The organism is Methylorubrum thiocyanatum, assembly GCA_014138645.1.
Taxonomy (GTDB): domain Bacteria; phylum Pseudomonadota; class Alphaproteobacteria; order Rhizobiales; family Beijerinckiaceae; genus Methylobacterium; species Methylobacterium thiocyanatum.
Genome location: JACJIB010000008.1, coordinates 28,767 through 45,021, shown reverse-complemented (window position 1 = coordinate 45,021; position 16,255 = coordinate 28,767). Strand labels below are relative to the sequence as shown.

Here is a 16,255-nt window from a genome sequence, read left to right as displayed (position 1 = left end):
GACCCGGGCACGGGGGCGAGCATGGCGCGACGGGTGAAGGCGGCAGGAGAGAGCGCGGCAGCGAAGACGACGGGCGCCGCAAAGCCGCGCGCCTCCCGCAGCACCACGCCGACGGCGGACAGCCTCGCGGCGCTGAGCCAGGAGCGGCTCATCGCCCTCATCCTCGAAGAGGTCGGACAGAGCGCCGCCTTCAAGAAGCGGGTGACGGCCGCGCTCGCCGCGCTCCAGGGCCCGGACAAGGTGGCGGCCATGATCGATCGCCGCCTCTCTGCGCTCGAGAAGGCACGCGGCTACATCGACTGGCAGAAGCGTAGGGCCTTTGCCGCCGACCTCGACGCCACGCTCGCCACCATCCTCTCCGATCTGAAGCCGCTCGATGCCGGGATGGCCCTCGACCGGCTGCTGCGCTTCCTCCAGGGCGCCGACGCCACCCTGGAGCGGGTGGACGATTCCAGCGGGCAGGTGCACGCCGTCTACGAGGCGGCCGCGGAGGCCGCCGGCGGGTTGGCAGCGAGCCTCTCGGCCGACGCCGCGCTCGGCTTCGCGGCCCGTGCCGTCGAAGGGCTCGACCGCGACGGCTTCGGCCTCGTCGGCGCCCTGCTGGTCGATCTCCTGCCGAAGCTGCCGAAGGCGGCGCTCGAACCGCTCGATGCGCGTCTGGTCGAGGCGCTCGCCGCGCTTCCCGCTCCCACACGCAAGACGACGGGCGCGGCCGCCTTCGCGGGGGCTGGGCAGGACTGGGAGCGGCGCTATCACCGCCTCAGCCTCAACCGTCTGCGCCAAGTCATCGCCGACGCCCGCGGCGACGCCGACGCCTTCATCGCCATCGAAGAGGAGATGTCGCCCGAGCGGCCCGACCTCGCGGCGGTGGCCGAGCGGCTGCTGGCCGCGGGACGCCCCGAGGAAGCGCTCGACTGGATCCGCCGCAAGCAGAAGCGCGGCACGGCGGTCGTGACCCGCGAGGATCTCGTGGCCGGCGGCATCGATCCGCAGGGGCCGGAACGCGCTCGCGAAGCGGTCGAGATCCGCATCCTCGACGCCCTCGGCCGCAAGGACGAGGCGCAGGCGCTGCGCTGGTCGCGCTTCGAGCAGAGCCTCGATGCCCAGGCGCTGCGCGACTACCTTGCCCGTCTGCCGGATTTCGAGGACGAGGAGGCGCTGGAACGCGCCTTCGACCATGCGGCGAACCGCAAGGACCCGCATGGCGGCCTGTATTTCCTGATCCGCTGGCCGAACCTCGACCGCGCCGCGCGGCTGGTGCTCGCGCGGCGCGACGCATGGTCCGGCCGCATCTGGGAGCTGCTGGCGCCCGCCGCGGAAGCGCTGGAGCCGGACCATCCGCTTGCGGCGAGCGTGCTCTACCGCGCCCTCATCGACGACATCCTCGACCGCGGCCGCTCGCCAGCCTACGGCCACGGCGCCCGCCACCTGACGCGCCTTGCCGACCTCGCGCGGGAGCTGAAGCCGGGCGACCTGACGCCGGACCACGGGGACTACGTGGCGCGTCTGCGCAAGGCGCACGGGCGCAAGTCGGGATTCTGGTCGCAGGTCGAGGGCTGAGACGTGCCTCGCCTCTCGACCTGACGACTCAACCTCACGCCTCGATGGCGTCGACGCGGTCGGGATAGAATGCCACGTGCCTGCGGATGCGGGCCACCGCCGGAAACGGGTTCTCGTAGGACCACGCGACGGAAGCGCGTGCCGTACCGCCGCCGACCGGCTCGAAGTAGGACGCCTCGCCCTTGTAAGGGCAGAAGCTCCGCTGCGGGTTGGGGGCAAGCGCACCCGCAACGAGATCCTCGCGCGGGATGTAGAGGACGGGGCCGTAACCCCCCTCGCGCAGTTCCAGCGCCCGCCCGGTCTCGGCGATGACGCGCCCGCCGAGCCGCACCCGCACCGGTGTCGGATGAGGCGTGATGGTGATCGGGTGGGCGGGGCCCGGCTCCTTCATGACGGCTCTCCGTTGATCGGTAACCGATGCTCGGCGGCGCCGAGCGCGTCCGCGAGCCGCGCCTTCGCGCTGCCGGGCCGCAGCGGCTTCTGCTGGCTCTCATGGGGGGCCCAGCCGGACAGCCACAGGATCTCGAAGGTCGCCCGCAGCCGCCCGTCGGGATCGGAGAAGCGCTCGGCGTAGATCTCGGCCGCGCGCATCAGCGTCGCCCGCCGCAGCGGCGCGCGTCGGCGGTCGTGGAGCGCGTTGGTCAGCCCCATGGCGCGCAGATCGCGCATCAGCGAAAACGGGTCGCCGTAGCGGACGGTGATCGTGTCCGCATCCGCCACCGGCAGGGCGAACCCCGCCCGCTGCAGCAACCCGCCAAGGTCACGCAGTTCGGCGAAGGGCGCGACGCGGGGGCTCGCGCCCCCTTCCGTCTCACTCTCGGCCTGGAGGAAGGCTTGACGCAGTTCGGTCAGGGTCGCCCCGCCGAGCAGGCCGGCGAGGAACAGGCCGTCGGGCTTCAGCGCCCGGCGGACCTGGACAAGAGCGCCGGGCAGATCGTTGACGTGCTGGAGCGACAGCGCCGAGACCACGAGGTCGAACCCGGCCCGCTCGCCGAACGGCAGCATCTCGGGGTCTCCGACGGCCGAGTTCGGTTCGAAGACCGGGCTGAGACGGATCATCCGCCCAACCCGGCCGCTGCTGCGCAGGCGGTCCGACACCGTGGGAAGGGGTGTGCCGAGATCGAGTCCGAGAGGGAACGGCCGCGTCACCGCAGCGAGGCGGTCCTCCAGATCCTCGGCGATCCGCTCAATCAGGAAACCGGCATAGCCCGCCGCCCGCGCGCGAACGATGCGGTGTCGAATGAGGGCGGGATCAAACAGGGGGGCGGAGTCGTTCATCGCATGGGCAGATGGGGCTTTGAAGGCGCTGCGGCCAGGGTCTGAACGGGCTCGGGCCGCGCGACCGCAGGCATCCGATCGGCGCGACCTCGCAGCGTTCCACGGCACGAGTCTTGGATGTCGCGATATCGCCGACTGCACGATCATTCGGCGACGGTTTGTCCTGGAACGGAATCCGGGGCTCTCCGTTCGCTCCTCGACCAGGGAGGTTGAAGATGACACGGATTCTGATCCGCGCCGCTCTGATCCTTGTCGCCGTCGCGTTGGCCAGCACCGCGGAGGCCAAGGGTTGCCTGAAGGGCGCTGCGGTGGGCGGCCTTGCCGGGCACATGGCCGGGCACGGCGTCTTGGGAGCCGCGGCCGGTTGCGCCATCGGCCGGCATCAGGCGAACAAGAAGGACAAGGCGGCGCAACAGGGCGGCCAGGACAGCGGCGCCCATTAACGGGCCGGGCTGAAATCATCGGCGCTCGATGCCGGCGCCCGGTCTCCCGGCTGTGCGGGACGGCGTGCGGCGTCTCGCATCGGCGGCCATCGGCCTCGTCTATCCGCCGACCTGCGTCGCCTGCGGCGGCGCCACCGGACAGCCCCACGCTCTCTGTTCCACCTGCTGGCGCGGCCTGCGCCTGATCGAGCGGCCCTATTGCGAGCGGCTCGGCACGCCTTTCGCCCTCGATCTGGGCATCGGAAGTCTGCTCTCGCCCGGAGCCATCGCCGAACCGCCCGTCTTTGGACGCGCCCGGGCCGTTGCGATCTACGACGGCACGGCCCGCGACCTCGTGCATCGCCTCAAATATGGCGATCGCCTCGACCTCGCCCGAACCATGGGCCGCATGATGGCCTCGGCCGGACGCGAGGTGCTGGACGAGGCCGAATTGATCCTCCCCGTGCCGCTGCACGGCCTGCGGCTCTGGCGGCGGCGCTTCAACCAGTCGGCTTTGCTCGCCCGCGCGATCGGCGGGATCGCCGGGAAGCCGTGCGAACTGCACGCCCTCGTCCGCGTGAAAGCGACGCGCCCCCAGGTTGGTCTGACGCGCGCGCAACGGGCCGCCAACCTTCAGGGCGCCTTCCGCGTCGCCGACAGGGCACGGTCACGAATCGCCGGACGGCGCCTTCTCCTCGTCGACGACGTCAGTACGACGGGTGCCACCGGCAATGCCGCCGCCCGTGTGCTGCTGCGCGCCGGTGCGGCGGGGGTCGATCTGCTGACCTTCGCCACGGTGGCACGGGACGGGCTCTGACGCCCGGACATCCCGGCTGCGCCTGCCGCCTGAAACGAGAGCGGGGACCGCAGAGGCCCCCGTCCGGCGGATCAGTCGATCCGCGCCCTCGTCGATCCTGCCCGAACGCTGCCCGTCGCCTTTCGGGACGGGGCCTCAGGCTGCCTCAAGCCCGCGCAGGCTCCATCCGGCCTGCGCCCTGTGCGTTCGTCTCCGCCGGCTGGTCGAGCACCTTGCCGCGCGGGCCGACCCAGGCGCCGACCCACTTGCGCTGCCACAGGAACAGGCAGGCGAGCACCGCGCCGGTGAACAGGGCGTAGACGACGAAGCCCGAGGCGAAGCCGCCGGTATGCTGCTTCGAGAAGCCCATGACGTTGGGCAGGATGGCGCCGCCGAGCGCGCCGACTTCGCCGATCATCGAGCCGGCCACCGCCGTATTGGTCGGCCAGCGCAGCGGCACGAGCTGGAACAGCGCGCCGTTGCCCGCCCCGAGGGCGGCGAAGCAGAGCATGAACAGCAGCGTCGTCACGGCGAGCGAGGGCGTCGCGGTGAGCGCCAGGAACGAGCCGATCGCGGCCAGCAGCACGAGGGAGAGGACGAGGATGCCGCCCATCCGGTCGGCGAAGTAGCCGCCGAGGATACGGATGCCGGAGCCCATCAGGGCGGCCAGCATGGTGAGGCGCCCGGCCTCGACCTTCGTCACCGCGAACTGCTCGTAGAAGAAGGTCGGCAGGAAGTTCGAGAGGCCGATGAAACCGCCGAAGGTGATGATGTAGATCAGCGAGAAGGCCCAGCCGTCCTTGGTGAACAGGCAGGAAACGTGCTCCCTGAAGGTCTGGTTGTGAGAATCCGGCGGCTCCTTGGCGAGGACGATCATCACGAGGATCGGAACGATCATCACGAGGCCGGCGAAGCCGTAGACCGCCTGCCAGCCATAGGCCTGGGCGAGCGGCGGAGCGAACAGCACGGCGAGCACGGTGCCGGAATTGCCGGCGCCCGCGATGCCCATGGCGAGCCCCTTGTGCTCCGGCGGGAACCAGCCCGAGCCGAGCGACAAAGCCACGCCGAACGAGGCGCCGGCGATGCCGAGCAGCACGCCCATGGCGAGCACGTCGTTGTAAGAGGAGACGAAGAAGAAGCCGTAGGCCATTGCCAGCACGATGACGCTCATCTCCGTCAGCGCCGCGTTCTTGCGGCCGATATACTGGGCCAGCACGCCGAGCGGAAAGCGCATGATCGCGCCCGCCAGGATCGGCAGCGAAATCATGAAGCCGGTCTCGGCCGGGGTCAGCTTGTAGGTCTCGGTGATGAACGGGCCCATGGCACCGTTCAGCACCCAGATCGCGAAGCAGAAATCGAAATAGAGGAAAGCGGCGAACAGGGTCGGGGGGTGGCCCGACTTCATCACGGTCTTGAAGGAAGCCATCGGCGTGCTCGTTGGGCTCGAAGACGCACCGCTCGGCGAGCCGGGCGGGGCCATTCATGCGGAAGAGTGTGTCCGGACACGCGCCGTCCGAGCGCGAGGCGCCGTTGCCCCGCCCGCTGGCCGAGGGCCAGCGCGGATTTCAATGCAGACGGCGTGCCAACTCATTTGATGGGCGGAATACGGCCGGGACGGCCTCTTGCGACTGTTCCTTGCCGCTGCCGAGAGCAGTCTTGCCCAGGAACCATGCAGAGGCTGCCCTGCCTCAATCGACGGCAGCGCCGCGATCCACCACCCGGACCACGCTGCGGCCGCTGCCGCGCTTCTCCACCCGGATCTGGACGGCGATGCGCTCCATCATCCCGGCGACATGGGTGATGACCCCGACCTTGCGGCCGCGGCCCTGAAGCGTCTCCAGGGCATCCACCGCGAGGTCGAGGGTGTCCGCGTCGAGGGAGCCGAAGCCCTCGTCGATGAACAGGGTGTCGACGAAGGATTGCCGTCCCTCCAGGCCGGACAAGGCGAGCGCCAGCGCCAGCGAGACCAGGAAGCGCTCGCCGCCGGAGAGGCTGCGGGTGGCGCGGCGCTCGTCGCCCATGTCGCCGTCGACGACGTGCAGGGCGAGGTCGGCCCCCGCGCTGCGGGCGAGGCGGTAGCGAGGGCTGAGCGCCCGGAGCTGGTCGTTGGCGAGATGAACGAGGTGATCGAGGGTCACGCCCTGAGCGAAGCGGCGGAAGCGGTCCCCGCCCGCCGAACCGACGGCTTCCTCGACCCGGTGCCAGGTCGCGAGTTCGGCCTGCGCCGCCTCGATCTCGGTGGCGAGGTCGGCGGCTCGGGCGCGGGCGGCCTCGTCCCGGCGCAACTCCGCGTCGAGGGCGCCGAGGCGTTGCTGCGCCTGTGCCACCGCATCCGTGAGCCGGGCCGCCTCGGCCTGCGCCGCCGCGACGTCGATCCCGGCCTCGGCATCAAGGGCCGCCACATCGGCACGGCGGGTGGCCAGCGCCGTGCGGGCCTCGGCCTCTTCGCGGGTGAGCCGGTCGAGACCGCTGCGCAGCGCCTCGCGGATCTCGGTCGGCACGGCGAGCAGGGCGGACACCGCGTCGCGCCCGCGCGCGCCACACGCCTCGGCGAAGGCGGCCTCGGCGGCGGCGTGGCGGGCGGCGGCGCGCTCCGCGGCAGCCTTGACGCCGGCCTCATCGGCGACCGCGCCCGTCAGCGCGCGGGCGGCCTCGGCGCAGGCGGCCTGCGCTGCCTGGAGGGCATCGCGGGCGGCGCGGCGCTCATTGTTGTGCCGGGTGCGATGGAGGCCGGTCGCCTCGCCGCCGAGGAGACCGGCGCGCTCCTCGCGTGCCTGGGCAAGCTTGGCCTGACGCGCTTCTAGCTCGGCATGCGCCTTCGCCGCGGCCCGCGCCTCGGACTCGCTCGAAGCGGCCGCCACGGCCCGTTCCGGCACCAGGGCCGCGATCTGCGCCTCCAAATCGGCCTGCTGCGCCCGTAACGCCGCATAGGCCTGTCCGAGCGCGACGATCCGGGCGGCGCAGGCCTCCGCTGCCCGGTCGAGTTCGGCAAGGCTCAGATCCGCCGCGCTCAGGGCCGGTGCGATCTCACCCGACAGGTCCGCAATGCGCTGGATCAGGGCGGCCTGAAGGCTTTCGGCACGCTCGGCTGCGAGGCCGGCCTCGGTGCGGCGGCGGGTGAGGACGTCGAGCGCGCGCGTCTGCGTCTCGGCCAGCGCCTCCGCCTGGTCGCGCTCGCGGATCAGACCATCGATCGCGCCGCGCAGCGTCCTCGCCTCGGCGATCCGCGCCAGGGTGGCGTCGCGTTCGGCCCGTGCGGCGGTCCCGGCGGCGGCCAGTGCCGGGGCCTCGGGCTCCTGCGGCAGGACGGCGGCGAGCCCGGAGGCGTCCAGGGCGGCGCTGAGACCGGGCAGGCCAGCGCGATAGCGCGCCGCGGCGGTGGCCGCCGCTTCGGCTGCGGCGGCGGCGCGTTCCTGCGCGTCCTCGTGACGGCCTTGCGCCGCCGCGTGGTCGCCGCGGGCGCGGTCGCGCGCCTCCTGATGCTCCGCGATCCGCGCATCGAGTTCGGTGCGACGGGCGCGCATCACCTCGGCGAGCCGGCCGAGGGCGTCGTCGGCCTCGTGGGCATGCGGATGCTCGAGGCTGCCGCAGACCGGGCAGGATCCGCCGGGCACGAGCAGGCTGCGCAGCCGCGCCGCCTCGCGCGAGACGCTCTCCTCGGCGAGATCCGCGAGCGGTGCAATCTCGGCACGCCGGACTCCGGCCTCGTTCAGCGCCTCTTCCGCCGCAGCATAGCGCGAGGCCGCCTGCGCCGACGCGGCCGCCGCCTCCGCTCCGGCCTCCGCTGCGGCGGCGCGGTCGGCGACCGCCGTACCATGGCGGCCGGCCAGGGCGTAGGCCTCGCGCAGGGCATCGAGCAGGGTTTCCAGGGCGGCGGCGCGGGCCTGTGCCTGCGGCTCCGCGAGGGCAATGAGCGCCGCCTCGCGCTCCGCACGGGCGGCGGCCAACGCTTCGCGGCGGGCGCGCAGATCGGCAAGGCGTGCGGCGCCGGCCTCCGCTTCGCCGTCACAACCGGCGATCTCGCCCCGCCGCGCCGCTGCCTCCCTCCGGGCCGCCTCCGCCTGCTCGCTCAGCCGCGCCCGCTCGCGGATCCGCCGGGCGACTTCTTCGCCTCGCTCGGCGAGGAAGGCATGGCCGTTATCGGCTTCGAGGCGGCGGGACGCGGCCTCGCGCGCCTCGTGCGCCTGCGCGAGGCGGTGATCGAGGGCGGCGAGCGCGGCCGCCGCCGTCTCCGCGGCCTGCACCGATTGGGCGGAGGCCTGGGCGGCGGCGGCCGCTTCCTGCTCGGCGATGGCGATGGTGGCGTCGAGTTCGGCCGCGCGGTCCCACACCGGCCCGAAGCTCTTGAAGACCGATTCCGCCGCCTCGTCCGCCGCGCTCGCCTGCGCGCGCTGCGCCTCGGCCGCCTCGGCGGCGGCACGGGCGGCCGCGACCTGGGCGCCGGCGGCCTCGACGCGCGCCCGTGCCTCCGAATGCTCACGGGCGGTCTCGCGCAACGCCTCGGCCCGGCCGCGCAGGGGCTCGATTCCGTCGAGTTCGGCGAGGCGGGCTCGGTCCGGCCCGGCCGCCTCCAAGCTCTCCTGCGCCGAGGTGGCGTTCCGCTCGGCCAGAGCCAGCGCCACGCGGGCAGCGTCGATCCGGCGCGCCGCCTCGAGAGTCCGGCCGACCGCCTCCTGCTCGCCGCTCCAGCTCGCGACTTGCGCCAGCAGCGCAGCGCGCTCGGCGCTGCGGCTTGCCAGCCCCTCCGCGTCGAGCAGGCCGATCTCGCCGCGACGGACCTCCAGCGCCGCGACCGCGCGGCGGTGCTCCTCATAGCCGAGATGCACCCGCTTCGAGATCTCGGAATAGATCGCCGTGCCGGTGATCTTCTCCAGAAGCTCGGCCCGCTCCCCTTCCGCCGCGAGCAGGAAGGTGTCGAACTCGCCCTGCGCCAGCAGCACCGTGCGGCGGAACTGGTCGAAGGTGAGGTCGGTCAGACGCTCGACGGCGGCGAGCACCTGCGTCTTGCCCGCGGCGACGGCGCTGCCGTCGTCGAGCCGGTGCAGGCGACGCCGCTCAGCCTGGAGCTTGCCGGTCGCCCGGTTGCGGGCGCGGAAGGCTTCCCAGCCGACGCGGTAGGCGATGCCGTCCTGGCCGATGAAGTCGACCTCGGCGTAGCCCGCACCCGCGCCCCGGCGCAGGATCGCCCGCCCGTCGCTGGCGCTGAGCGCCTCGCCGCCGGGATCGGGCACGTCCTCGCGGCGGCTGACCGCGACGCGGGGATAGCGGCCGTAGAGGGCGAGGCAGAGCGCGTCGAGGATGGTGGACTTGCCCGCGCCGGTCTCGCCGGTGATGGCGAACAGGCCGGTGGCGCCGAGCGGCTCGGCCGCGAGATCGACCGCGAAGGGCGCGGCGAGGCTCGCGAGGTTCTCGCCGCGGATCGCGAGGATGCGCATGGCGTGCGGCTCAGGCTTCCGCTCGCGCGCGGTGAAACACGTCGAGATGGGCGGGTTCCGGATCCTCCTCCCACTTCGCGCGGTAGGCGAGGCGGAACAGCTCCTCCGGGTCGCGCTCGGACAGGCGCAGGGGCGGCGCCTCCGCTTCCACGATCTCGACGGCGGCCCGCGGCGGCACCGTCACCCTCACATCGACGACACGCACCGGAAAGCCTTCGGCGATGCGGTCCACCTCGGCGCGGTAGCCCGGCAGCAGGCCCTCGCGGGCGAGCCGCACCTGGATGAAGGGACGCGCCTCCATCGGCAGGTCGGGATCGAATGCGAGGGCGGCGAGATGGTCGCCGAGATCGGCAAGCGGCATGTCGCCCGAGGCCGGCAGGCGCAGGAAGGGGACGGGGCGGTCGATCTCGATATGCTCGATCTGCGCCGCACCGCTTCCGAGGGTCACCAGCGTCACCCCATGGCGGTAGGGCTGCTCGGCGGCCGAGAGCGGAATCAGCGAGCCGCAATAGCGCACCTGCCCGCGACCCAGCATCTGCGCCCGATGGAGATGGCCGAGCGCCACGTAGCGCGCCTCCTCCGGAAACACGTCGGCCGGCACGGCATGCTCGCCACCCACCAGGATGCGCCGCTCCGCGCCCTCCGATTCGAGTCCGCCGGCCACGTGGAGATGGCCAGTGACGAGGAGCGGCAGGCCGGCGAGCCGCGGCCGGGCCGCCTCGAAGAGCTGGCCGTAGAGGTCGCGCACCGCCCGCACGATCGGCGAGGCCTCACCGATGCGCCCCTCCTTGCCGAGGGAGGAGAGCGGCGGCAGGCAGGCGGCGGTGGGATAGGAGACCGCGAGCACTTGCGCCGCCACCTCGCCACGGGCGGAGCGAACCGGCACGAGATGCCGGTCGAGGTCGATCGCCCCGTCGCGGCGGCGGACATTGCCGACGACGTGGACGCCGATGGCTTCCAGCAGGGGGCGCGGCGCCTCCAGACGGCCCGCGGCGTCGTGATTGCCCGCGGTGATGACGATGGTCATCGCCGGCCGCGCCGCGTGGAGGCGCGCCATCAGCGCGTAGAAGCGCGCCTGCGATTCGCCGGAGGGGTTCTGGCTGTCGAACACGTCGCCGGCCACGACGAGGGCATCGACCTCGCGCTCCACCACGATGCTCTCGAGCCCGCCGAACACGGCGTCGTGCTCGCGCTCGCGGGAGAAGCCGCGCAGGGTCTGGCCGATATGCCAATCGCCCGTATGGAGAACGCGGATCACTGAAAGACGCCACTCGCCGATGCCGGGGCGGCGATCGCCGCCTCAAGCCGGCTTGTAGCCGGTTGTGCCGCCGGCTTCGAGAGCGGCCCGGCCGCAGGCCGGGATCTCCTGTGATTCGCAGGCTCGGCGGCTCAGTGGCAGACGGTGACCGTCTTCACGATCCAGCCCTCATCCGCCTGCCAGAGCTTGCGGCGGACGCGGCCGCAATTGGCCGATTCGGCTGCGGTCCAGGCCGTCTGCGGCGCCGTCAGCGGAGCATTGGTGTCCGCTTTCGTGTCCGCCTTGGCGACCGCCGTCTTCGGCGGTGTCTTGGCGGGACGGAGGGGCGCGGTCCTGCGGGCGGCCATGGCCTCGCCGGGCAGAATCAGGCCGAGGCAGAGCAGTCCGAGCGAGAGGCGGAGGAGCGAGGCGCGCAAGGGGAGGGGTCCGTGGTCAGGGCCGTACGGTCACGCTTGATCTAGGTGCGCGCCCCGCCAATGCAATCGCCGTCCGCCACGATTCGCCCTGCAATCCGCACATTTTTTGCGAAATCGTTAATGCCGCTCGTCCGGCGCATGGCGGACCCGCGTGTAACCTTTCGGACACAATGTTCGCACAGTTCACGGTGCAGGACGCCTGACCGTTGTCTCCGGCCCTGACGCCCGGCCGCATCCTTGCTACGGAGCAAGCGGGGCAGTTCAGCCGGCCCGGATGATCGTGACCGTTCTTCCGTATTCCGGAGACGTTTCCGGCCCGGCCCATTCGATCGAGCGATCCATGCCAGTTCAGAACCGCCGTAAGCTTCTTTTCGGAGCCGCGACGAGCCTCGGGCTCGCATTCCTGCCGATGCACGGTCTCGCTCAGACCTTCGACGGGTTCGACGACGACCGCCTCTACCAGGACAGCAACGGCAACCTCTACCGCCGCCGCAGCGGGCAGTACGTCCCCTATAACGGTCAGGTCAGCAACGGGCGCCCGGTGCCGAACGCCTCCGGGGCGGATCTCGACGCCGAGGCCTATGCCCGCCGCCGGGCCGAGCGCTACGGCGAGCCGCCGCCCGCCGCCGAGGCACCGAACCAGACGCCGCGCCAGCAGCAGGCCGGCTACCCTGTGCCGCCGCAGGAGCCCGATAACGGCCCGATCGACTACACGAAGGCTTATGCTGCGATCGCCAACGAGCCGTTCCCGGTCCAGGCGATCCCCTACAAGAAGTTCAACCCGGTCTTCCTGCGCCAAGAGGTCGATTTCCGCACGAACGAGCCGCCGGGCACGATCGTGGTCGATCCCAAGGCGCACTTCCTCTACCTCGTCCTGCCGAACGGCCGGGCTCGGCGCTACGGCGTCGGCGTCGGCAAGCAGGGCTTCTCGTGGTCGGGCAACGCGACCATCAACTCGAAGCAGGCCTGGCCGGACTGGTATCCGCCCAAGGAGATGATCGCCCGGCGGCCGGATCTCGCCCGCGAGGTGGACAAGCTGCAGAGCGGGCTCGGCGTCCCTGGCGGCAGCCGCAACCCGCTCGGCGCCCGGGCCATGTATCTCTGGCAGAACAACAAGGACACGCTGTTCCGCATCCACGGCACGCTGGAGCCGCACTCCATCGGCAAGAGCGTGTCCTCGGGCTGCATCCGCATGATCAACCAGGACGCCATCGACCTGTTCAACCGCGTCGAAGTCGGCGCCAAGGTGGTGGTACTCGGCTGATCTCGCGATAGTTTCCTCGGGGACAGCGCCTGCCGCCGCGAGCGGTGGGCGCCGGACTTCGAGGAGACAGCATGGTCGATCTGATCCCGCGCGAGCACCTGTTCGGCAACCCCACGCGCTACGGCCATCAGATCAGCCCGGACGGGCGCCGCCTCGGCTGGGTGGCGCCCTATGAGGGCGTGCTCAACATCTGGTCGGCGCCGATCGATGATCTCGACGCGGCTGCCCCCGTCACCACCGACCAGCGGCGCGGCATCGACGCCTACGCCTTCGCCTATGACGGCCGCCACCTGCTCTACGTGCAGGACGCGGACGGCGACGAGAATCACCACCTCTACGCCGTCGATCTCACCACGGGGGAGCGCCGCGACCTGACGCCGATCCCCGGCATCGCCGCGGCGATCGTGGGCCTCAGCCGCATCATGCGCGACCGTGTGCTGGTGGCGATCAACGACCGCGATCCGCGCTTCCACGACATCCACAGCGTCGACCTCGCCACCGGCGCGCGCAGCTTGGTAATTGAGAATCCGGGCTTTGCCGGCTTCCTCATCGACGAGCGTTACGCGGTGCGTTTCGCCTTCCGCAATCTCCCGGACGGATCGAGCCAGTTGATCGCCCGCGACGGCGCGAACTGGAAGCCGTGGCTCACCTTCCCGCCCGAGGATGCCCGCGTCTCGGGGGCGGAGAACCTCGATGCCGCCGCCACCGCCCTGTTCTGCCGCGACAGCCGCGGCCGCAACACCGCCGCTCTGACCCGGATCGATCTCGCTAGCGGAGAGACCCGCGTGCTCGCCGCGCATGAGGAGGCGGATATCGGCGCCGTGCTGCAGGACGTCGAGACGCACGAGCCGGTGGCCTATTCGGTCACCCACGCCCGCAAGTCCTGGCACGTGCTCGACCCGCGCTTCGCCGACGATTTCGCCTTCCTCGAAACCCAGGGGCTCGGCGACTGGTATCCGGCGAGCCGCACGGAGGACGACGCGCTCTGGATCGTCGTCGCCCGCGCCGACACCCGCGTCGGCGAGGCCGCGATCTACGACCGCCGCGCAAAGAGGCTGCGCTCGCTCGGAAGCGCGCGGCCGGAACTGGAAGGGGCGCCGCTGGCGCCGATGAGCCCGTCGATCATTCCCTCCCGCGACGGGCTCGATCTCGTCTCCTACCTTACCCGCCCGCTCGATGCGCAGGGACCGGGGCCGCTGGTGCTGCTCGTCCATGGCGGTCCCTGGGCGCGCGACAGCTTCGGCTTCGACGGCATCCATCAGTGGCTGGCCAACCGGGGCTACGCGGCGCTCAGCGTCAACTTCCGCTCGTCGACCGGATTCGGAAAGGCCTTCCTCAACGCCGGCGACCGCGAGTGGGGCCGGCGGATGGACGACGATCTCAGCGATGCCGTCGCCTGGGCGGTGGCGCAGGGCGTGGCCGATCCGGCCCGCGTCGCGATCATGGGGGGCAGCTACGGCGGCTACGCCACGCTGATGGCGCTGACCCGCAACCCGGAAGCCTATGCCTGCGGCATCGACCTCGTCGGCCCGGCCAATCTCGAAACCCTGGTTCGGACGATCCCGCCCTACTGGGAGGCGATGCGGGCGCAGCTCCACCGCGCCATCGGCGATCCGGACACGGAGGAGGGCATGGCGCTCATCCGCGAGCGCTCGCCGGTCTACTTCGCCGATCGGATCAAGGCGCCGCTGCTGATCGTGCAGGGGGCCAACGATCCACGGGTGAAAAAGGACGAATCCGACCAGATGGTCGCGGCGATGGAGCGCGGCGGGATTCCGGTGACCTACCTGCTGTTTCCGGACGAGGGCCATGGCCTCGTCCGCCCGGCCAATCGGCTGGCCTTCTTCGCCCGCGCCGAGACGTTTCTCGCGCGCCATCTCGGCGGGCGCTGCGAACCGATCCGCGAGGCCGAATCGAGCGGTACGTCGATGCAGGTGGTGCGGGAGGGGTAATCGCGAGGCGGAGCCAGGGCTGGCAGGCGTCGCTCTACCCGGCCCTACTTTGCCATGCCGGCGACCTTCGCCGGCATGGTCGGTCGTAATCCAGAATGCCGCGCGCCGTCATGCGGCTTCCGCTGTGTTGGCTCGGTTCAGCCACTCCCGACGTGATTCCGGGGCGCCGATAAGCGAACCCGGAAGCCACGAATGGCTACGACCTGTCCGTCGAGCGCGCATCACGGGTGGATCCCGGGTTTCGCTGCGCGGCCCCGGGATGACGGTGGAGGCGGAATGACGGAAATCGGTCGGAATTTGGATCAAGCGTCGAGCGGCTGATCCTCGTCCTCGTCGTCGATGTCCACGAGGAAGACGATGTCGGCCTCGTCCTCGTCGTCCGAGCCGTCGCCTTCGGCGGCGTGATGCTCGTCGGGCTCGAAATCGCCCTCGCCGTCATCGGCCGCGAGCGCGTCCTCGAACTCCTCGACCTCGTCCTCCGTGGAGGGGCGCACGGTCAGCGCCGCGGTGCCGTTCCAGATCGGACGGCCGGCGGTCGTCATCGTCCGGATGTCCTCCTTGAAGCCGTCGCAGGTGAACAGGTCGCGGGCGGTCGCCTCGTCGCCGTTGATGACCGCGATCGCCGTGCCGTCGATCTCAAGCGTGAACATCGGGAACGTCCTCGGAAGAGGGAAAGAGTGCCGCGGGCCTAAGGGCGGCACGCGGAAAACCCGGACCGGACTGGCCGGGTTCGGCGGCGCTTGTAGGACGAGCGAACCGGATTCGTCGATGGGGCGCCGGCCGTACGGGCAGGGCAATCGCGCGAAAGCCGATCCCTCTGATCCCGTCTCGGCCTCAGGCGCCGCTGCTGCCGCGGGCGATGGCGCGCTTCACGACGGCCTGAACCTCGCGATTCGACAGGAACAGGTCGTGGTTGAACAGGCCGCCGCCGTAATCCGACGCGTCGGCGACGCGCACGCCGAGGGCCTCCAGCCGTTCCCGGTCGGCGGCACCCGCGCGGACGACGCCGCCGGCGATGGCGCCCGACAATTCGAGCGCCCGGTCGTTGGTCGCCGAGATAACGGTGATGCGCTTGGCGTCCGGCCCCAAGCGCTCGACGCCGTTGGCGAAGAGGTCGATGTCGATATCGGGCGCGGCGAGCACCACCGCGCCGATCCGGGCGACGGCCGCCTCGCCGGCCTCGACCCGCAGCATGCGCAGGGTCTCGAGGGTGAGGAGCGTTCCCATCGAATGGGCGACGATGTGGATGCGACCGCCGCTCGGCGTCATCGCGAGGGTCTTGAGCAGGTCCTCGAAGGCGTCGCGGGACCACAAGGCGCTCTCGCGATCGTAGCCGTAATCGAAGGTCGCGGCGGCCGAGGGCCATGTGAACAGGGCCGAGGCGCCGTTGAAGCGGATGCCGTCGGAGAGTCGGGCGGCGCTGATCGCCGCCGATTCGAAGCTCTCGCGATAGCCGTGGACGTAGATCAGCACGTCGCGGCCGAAGGCGGATTGCGCGAAGGCGGCCGCCGCACCCGGCCCGGACGTCACCTCGCCGACGGAACGGATGCCCCAGTCGCCGCCCACAACCGCCGAGACCTTGCCGATCAGCGAGCGGTCCGGCGCGGCCATCCGCGCTTCCGCGAAGCTCAGGCCGCGCCCGCGCTCCGAGCCGAAATAGGGCGACTTCGGCGGAGAGCCCGTAGCCGGACGGCGGGTGGTGGCGACGAGGAGCACCGGGCTCACGTCGAGCGCCGACTGCGTCTCGCCGACGGTGCCGGTGGCGAGCCCGTCCATCACGCACCCCGAAAGGGCCGGGGACAGGGTGGCCGCGCCGGCAAGCCCCAGGAGGCGCAGGAGAGAGCGGCGGGTCGCGTCGGAGGGCTGCATGGCCG

Annotated in this window: 13 protein-coding genes; 5 read left to right on the top strand and 8 right to left on the bottom strand. The window is 71.7% G+C overall.

The features are described from left to right. Positions 1–21: 21 nt before the first annotated feature. Positions 22–1,560 carry a DUF6880 family protein gene (locus HNR51_RS21000; RefSeq protein ID WP_182556236.1) on the top strand — a complete coding sequence of 513 codons (1,539 nt, stop codon included), beginning with the start codon at positions 22–24 and terminating at the stop codon, positions 1,558–1,560. A 34-nt stretch (positions 1,561–1,594) separates the two neighbouring features. Here the strand turns inward: HNR51_RS21000 and HNR51_RS20995 are convergent, their stop codons facing one another. Further along, positions 1,595–1,951, bottom strand: coding sequence for a DUF427 domain-containing protein (locus HNR51_RS20995; protein WP_182556235.1), 357 nt, complete (start codon positions 1,949–1,951; stop codon positions 1,595–1,597). Beyond that, positions 1,948–2,838: a methyltransferase domain-containing protein gene (locus tag HNR51_RS20990; protein ID WP_182556234.1), complete on the bottom strand. Its 891-nt coding sequence runs from the start codon at positions 2,836–2,838 to the stop codon at positions 1,948–1,950. The genes HNR51_RS20995 and HNR51_RS20990 overlap by 4 nt, the downstream gene beginning before the upstream one ends. Before the next feature lie 215 nt (positions 2,839–3,053). On the opposite strand from HNR51_RS20990, the gene HNR51_RS20985 reads away from it, so the two are divergent. After that, positions 3,054–3,281, top strand: coding sequence for a hypothetical protein (locus tag HNR51_RS20985; protein WP_182556233.1), 228 nt, complete (start codon positions 3,054–3,056; stop codon positions 3,279–3,281). 28 nt (positions 3,282–3,309) lie between these two features. Beyond that, on the top strand, positions 3,310–4,077 hold the full coding sequence (locus HNR51_RS20980) for a ComF family protein (RefSeq protein WP_182556232.1): 768 nt from the start codon (positions 3,310–3,312) through the stop codon (positions 4,075–4,077). A 145-nt stretch (positions 4,078–4,222) separates the two neighbouring features. Here the strand turns inward: HNR51_RS20980 and HNR51_RS20975 are convergent, their stop codons facing one another. The 4 genes from HNR51_RS20975 to HNR51_RS20960 all read right to left on the bottom strand — a co-directional run bounded on the left by HNR51_RS20975 (position 4,223) and on the right by HNR51_RS20960 (position 11,165). Next, positions 4,223–5,482 (bottom strand): MFS transporter, encoded by a 1,260-nt coding sequence (locus tag HNR51_RS20975; RefSeq protein ID WP_182556231.1) that lies wholly within the window; start codon positions 5,480–5,482, stop codon positions 4,223–4,225. Positions 5,483–5,744: 262 nt separating this feature from the next. After that, complete coding sequence (locus HNR51_RS20970) at positions 5,745–9,491, bottom strand: AAA family ATPase (protein ID WP_182556230.1); 3,747 nt, start codon at positions 9,489–9,491, stop codon at positions 5,745–5,747. Positions 9,492–9,501: 10 nt separating this feature from the next. Next, entirely contained in the window at positions 9,502–10,749 is a 1,248-nt protein-coding gene (locus HNR51_RS20965) for an exonuclease SbcCD subunit D (protein WP_182556229.1), read from the bottom strand. 131 nt (positions 10,750–10,880) lie between these two features. Then, on the bottom strand, positions 10,881–11,165 hold the full coding sequence (locus HNR51_RS20960; RefSeq protein WP_182556228.1) for a hypothetical protein: 285 nt from the start codon (positions 11,163–11,165) through the stop codon (positions 10,881–10,883). Positions 11,166–11,505: 340 nt separating this feature from the next. Between HNR51_RS20960 and HNR51_RS20955 the strand changes: the two genes are divergently transcribed. Both HNR51_RS20955 and HNR51_RS20950 read left to right on the top strand, forming a co-directional pair. Beyond that, positions 11,506–12,429, top strand: coding sequence for a L,D-transpeptidase (locus tag HNR51_RS20955; protein WP_182556227.1), 924 nt, complete (start codon positions 11,506–11,508; stop codon positions 12,427–12,429). 71 nt (positions 12,430–12,500) lie between these two features. Then, a complete protein-coding gene (locus HNR51_RS20950; RefSeq protein WP_182556226.1) occupies positions 12,501–14,381 on the top strand; it encodes a S9 family peptidase in 1,881 nt (626 codons plus the stop codon). A gap of 302 nt (positions 14,382–14,683) precedes the next feature. Here HNR51_RS20950 and HNR51_RS20945 read toward each other — a convergent pair whose 3' ends face one another. Both HNR51_RS20945 and HNR51_RS20940 read right to left on the bottom strand, forming a co-directional pair. Beyond that, positions 14,684–15,031 carry a hypothetical protein gene (locus HNR51_RS20945; protein ID WP_012452313.1) on the bottom strand — a complete coding sequence of 116 codons (348 nt, stop codon included), beginning with the start codon at positions 15,029–15,031 and terminating at the stop codon, positions 14,684–14,686. Between the two features lie 184 nt (positions 15,032–15,215). Next, positions 15,216–16,250 carry an alpha/beta hydrolase gene (locus tag HNR51_RS20940; protein WP_182556225.1) on the bottom strand — a complete coding sequence of 345 codons (1,035 nt, stop codon included), beginning with the start codon at positions 16,248–16,250 and terminating at the stop codon, positions 15,216–15,218. Between the last annotated feature and the right edge of the window lie 5 nt (positions 16,251–16,255).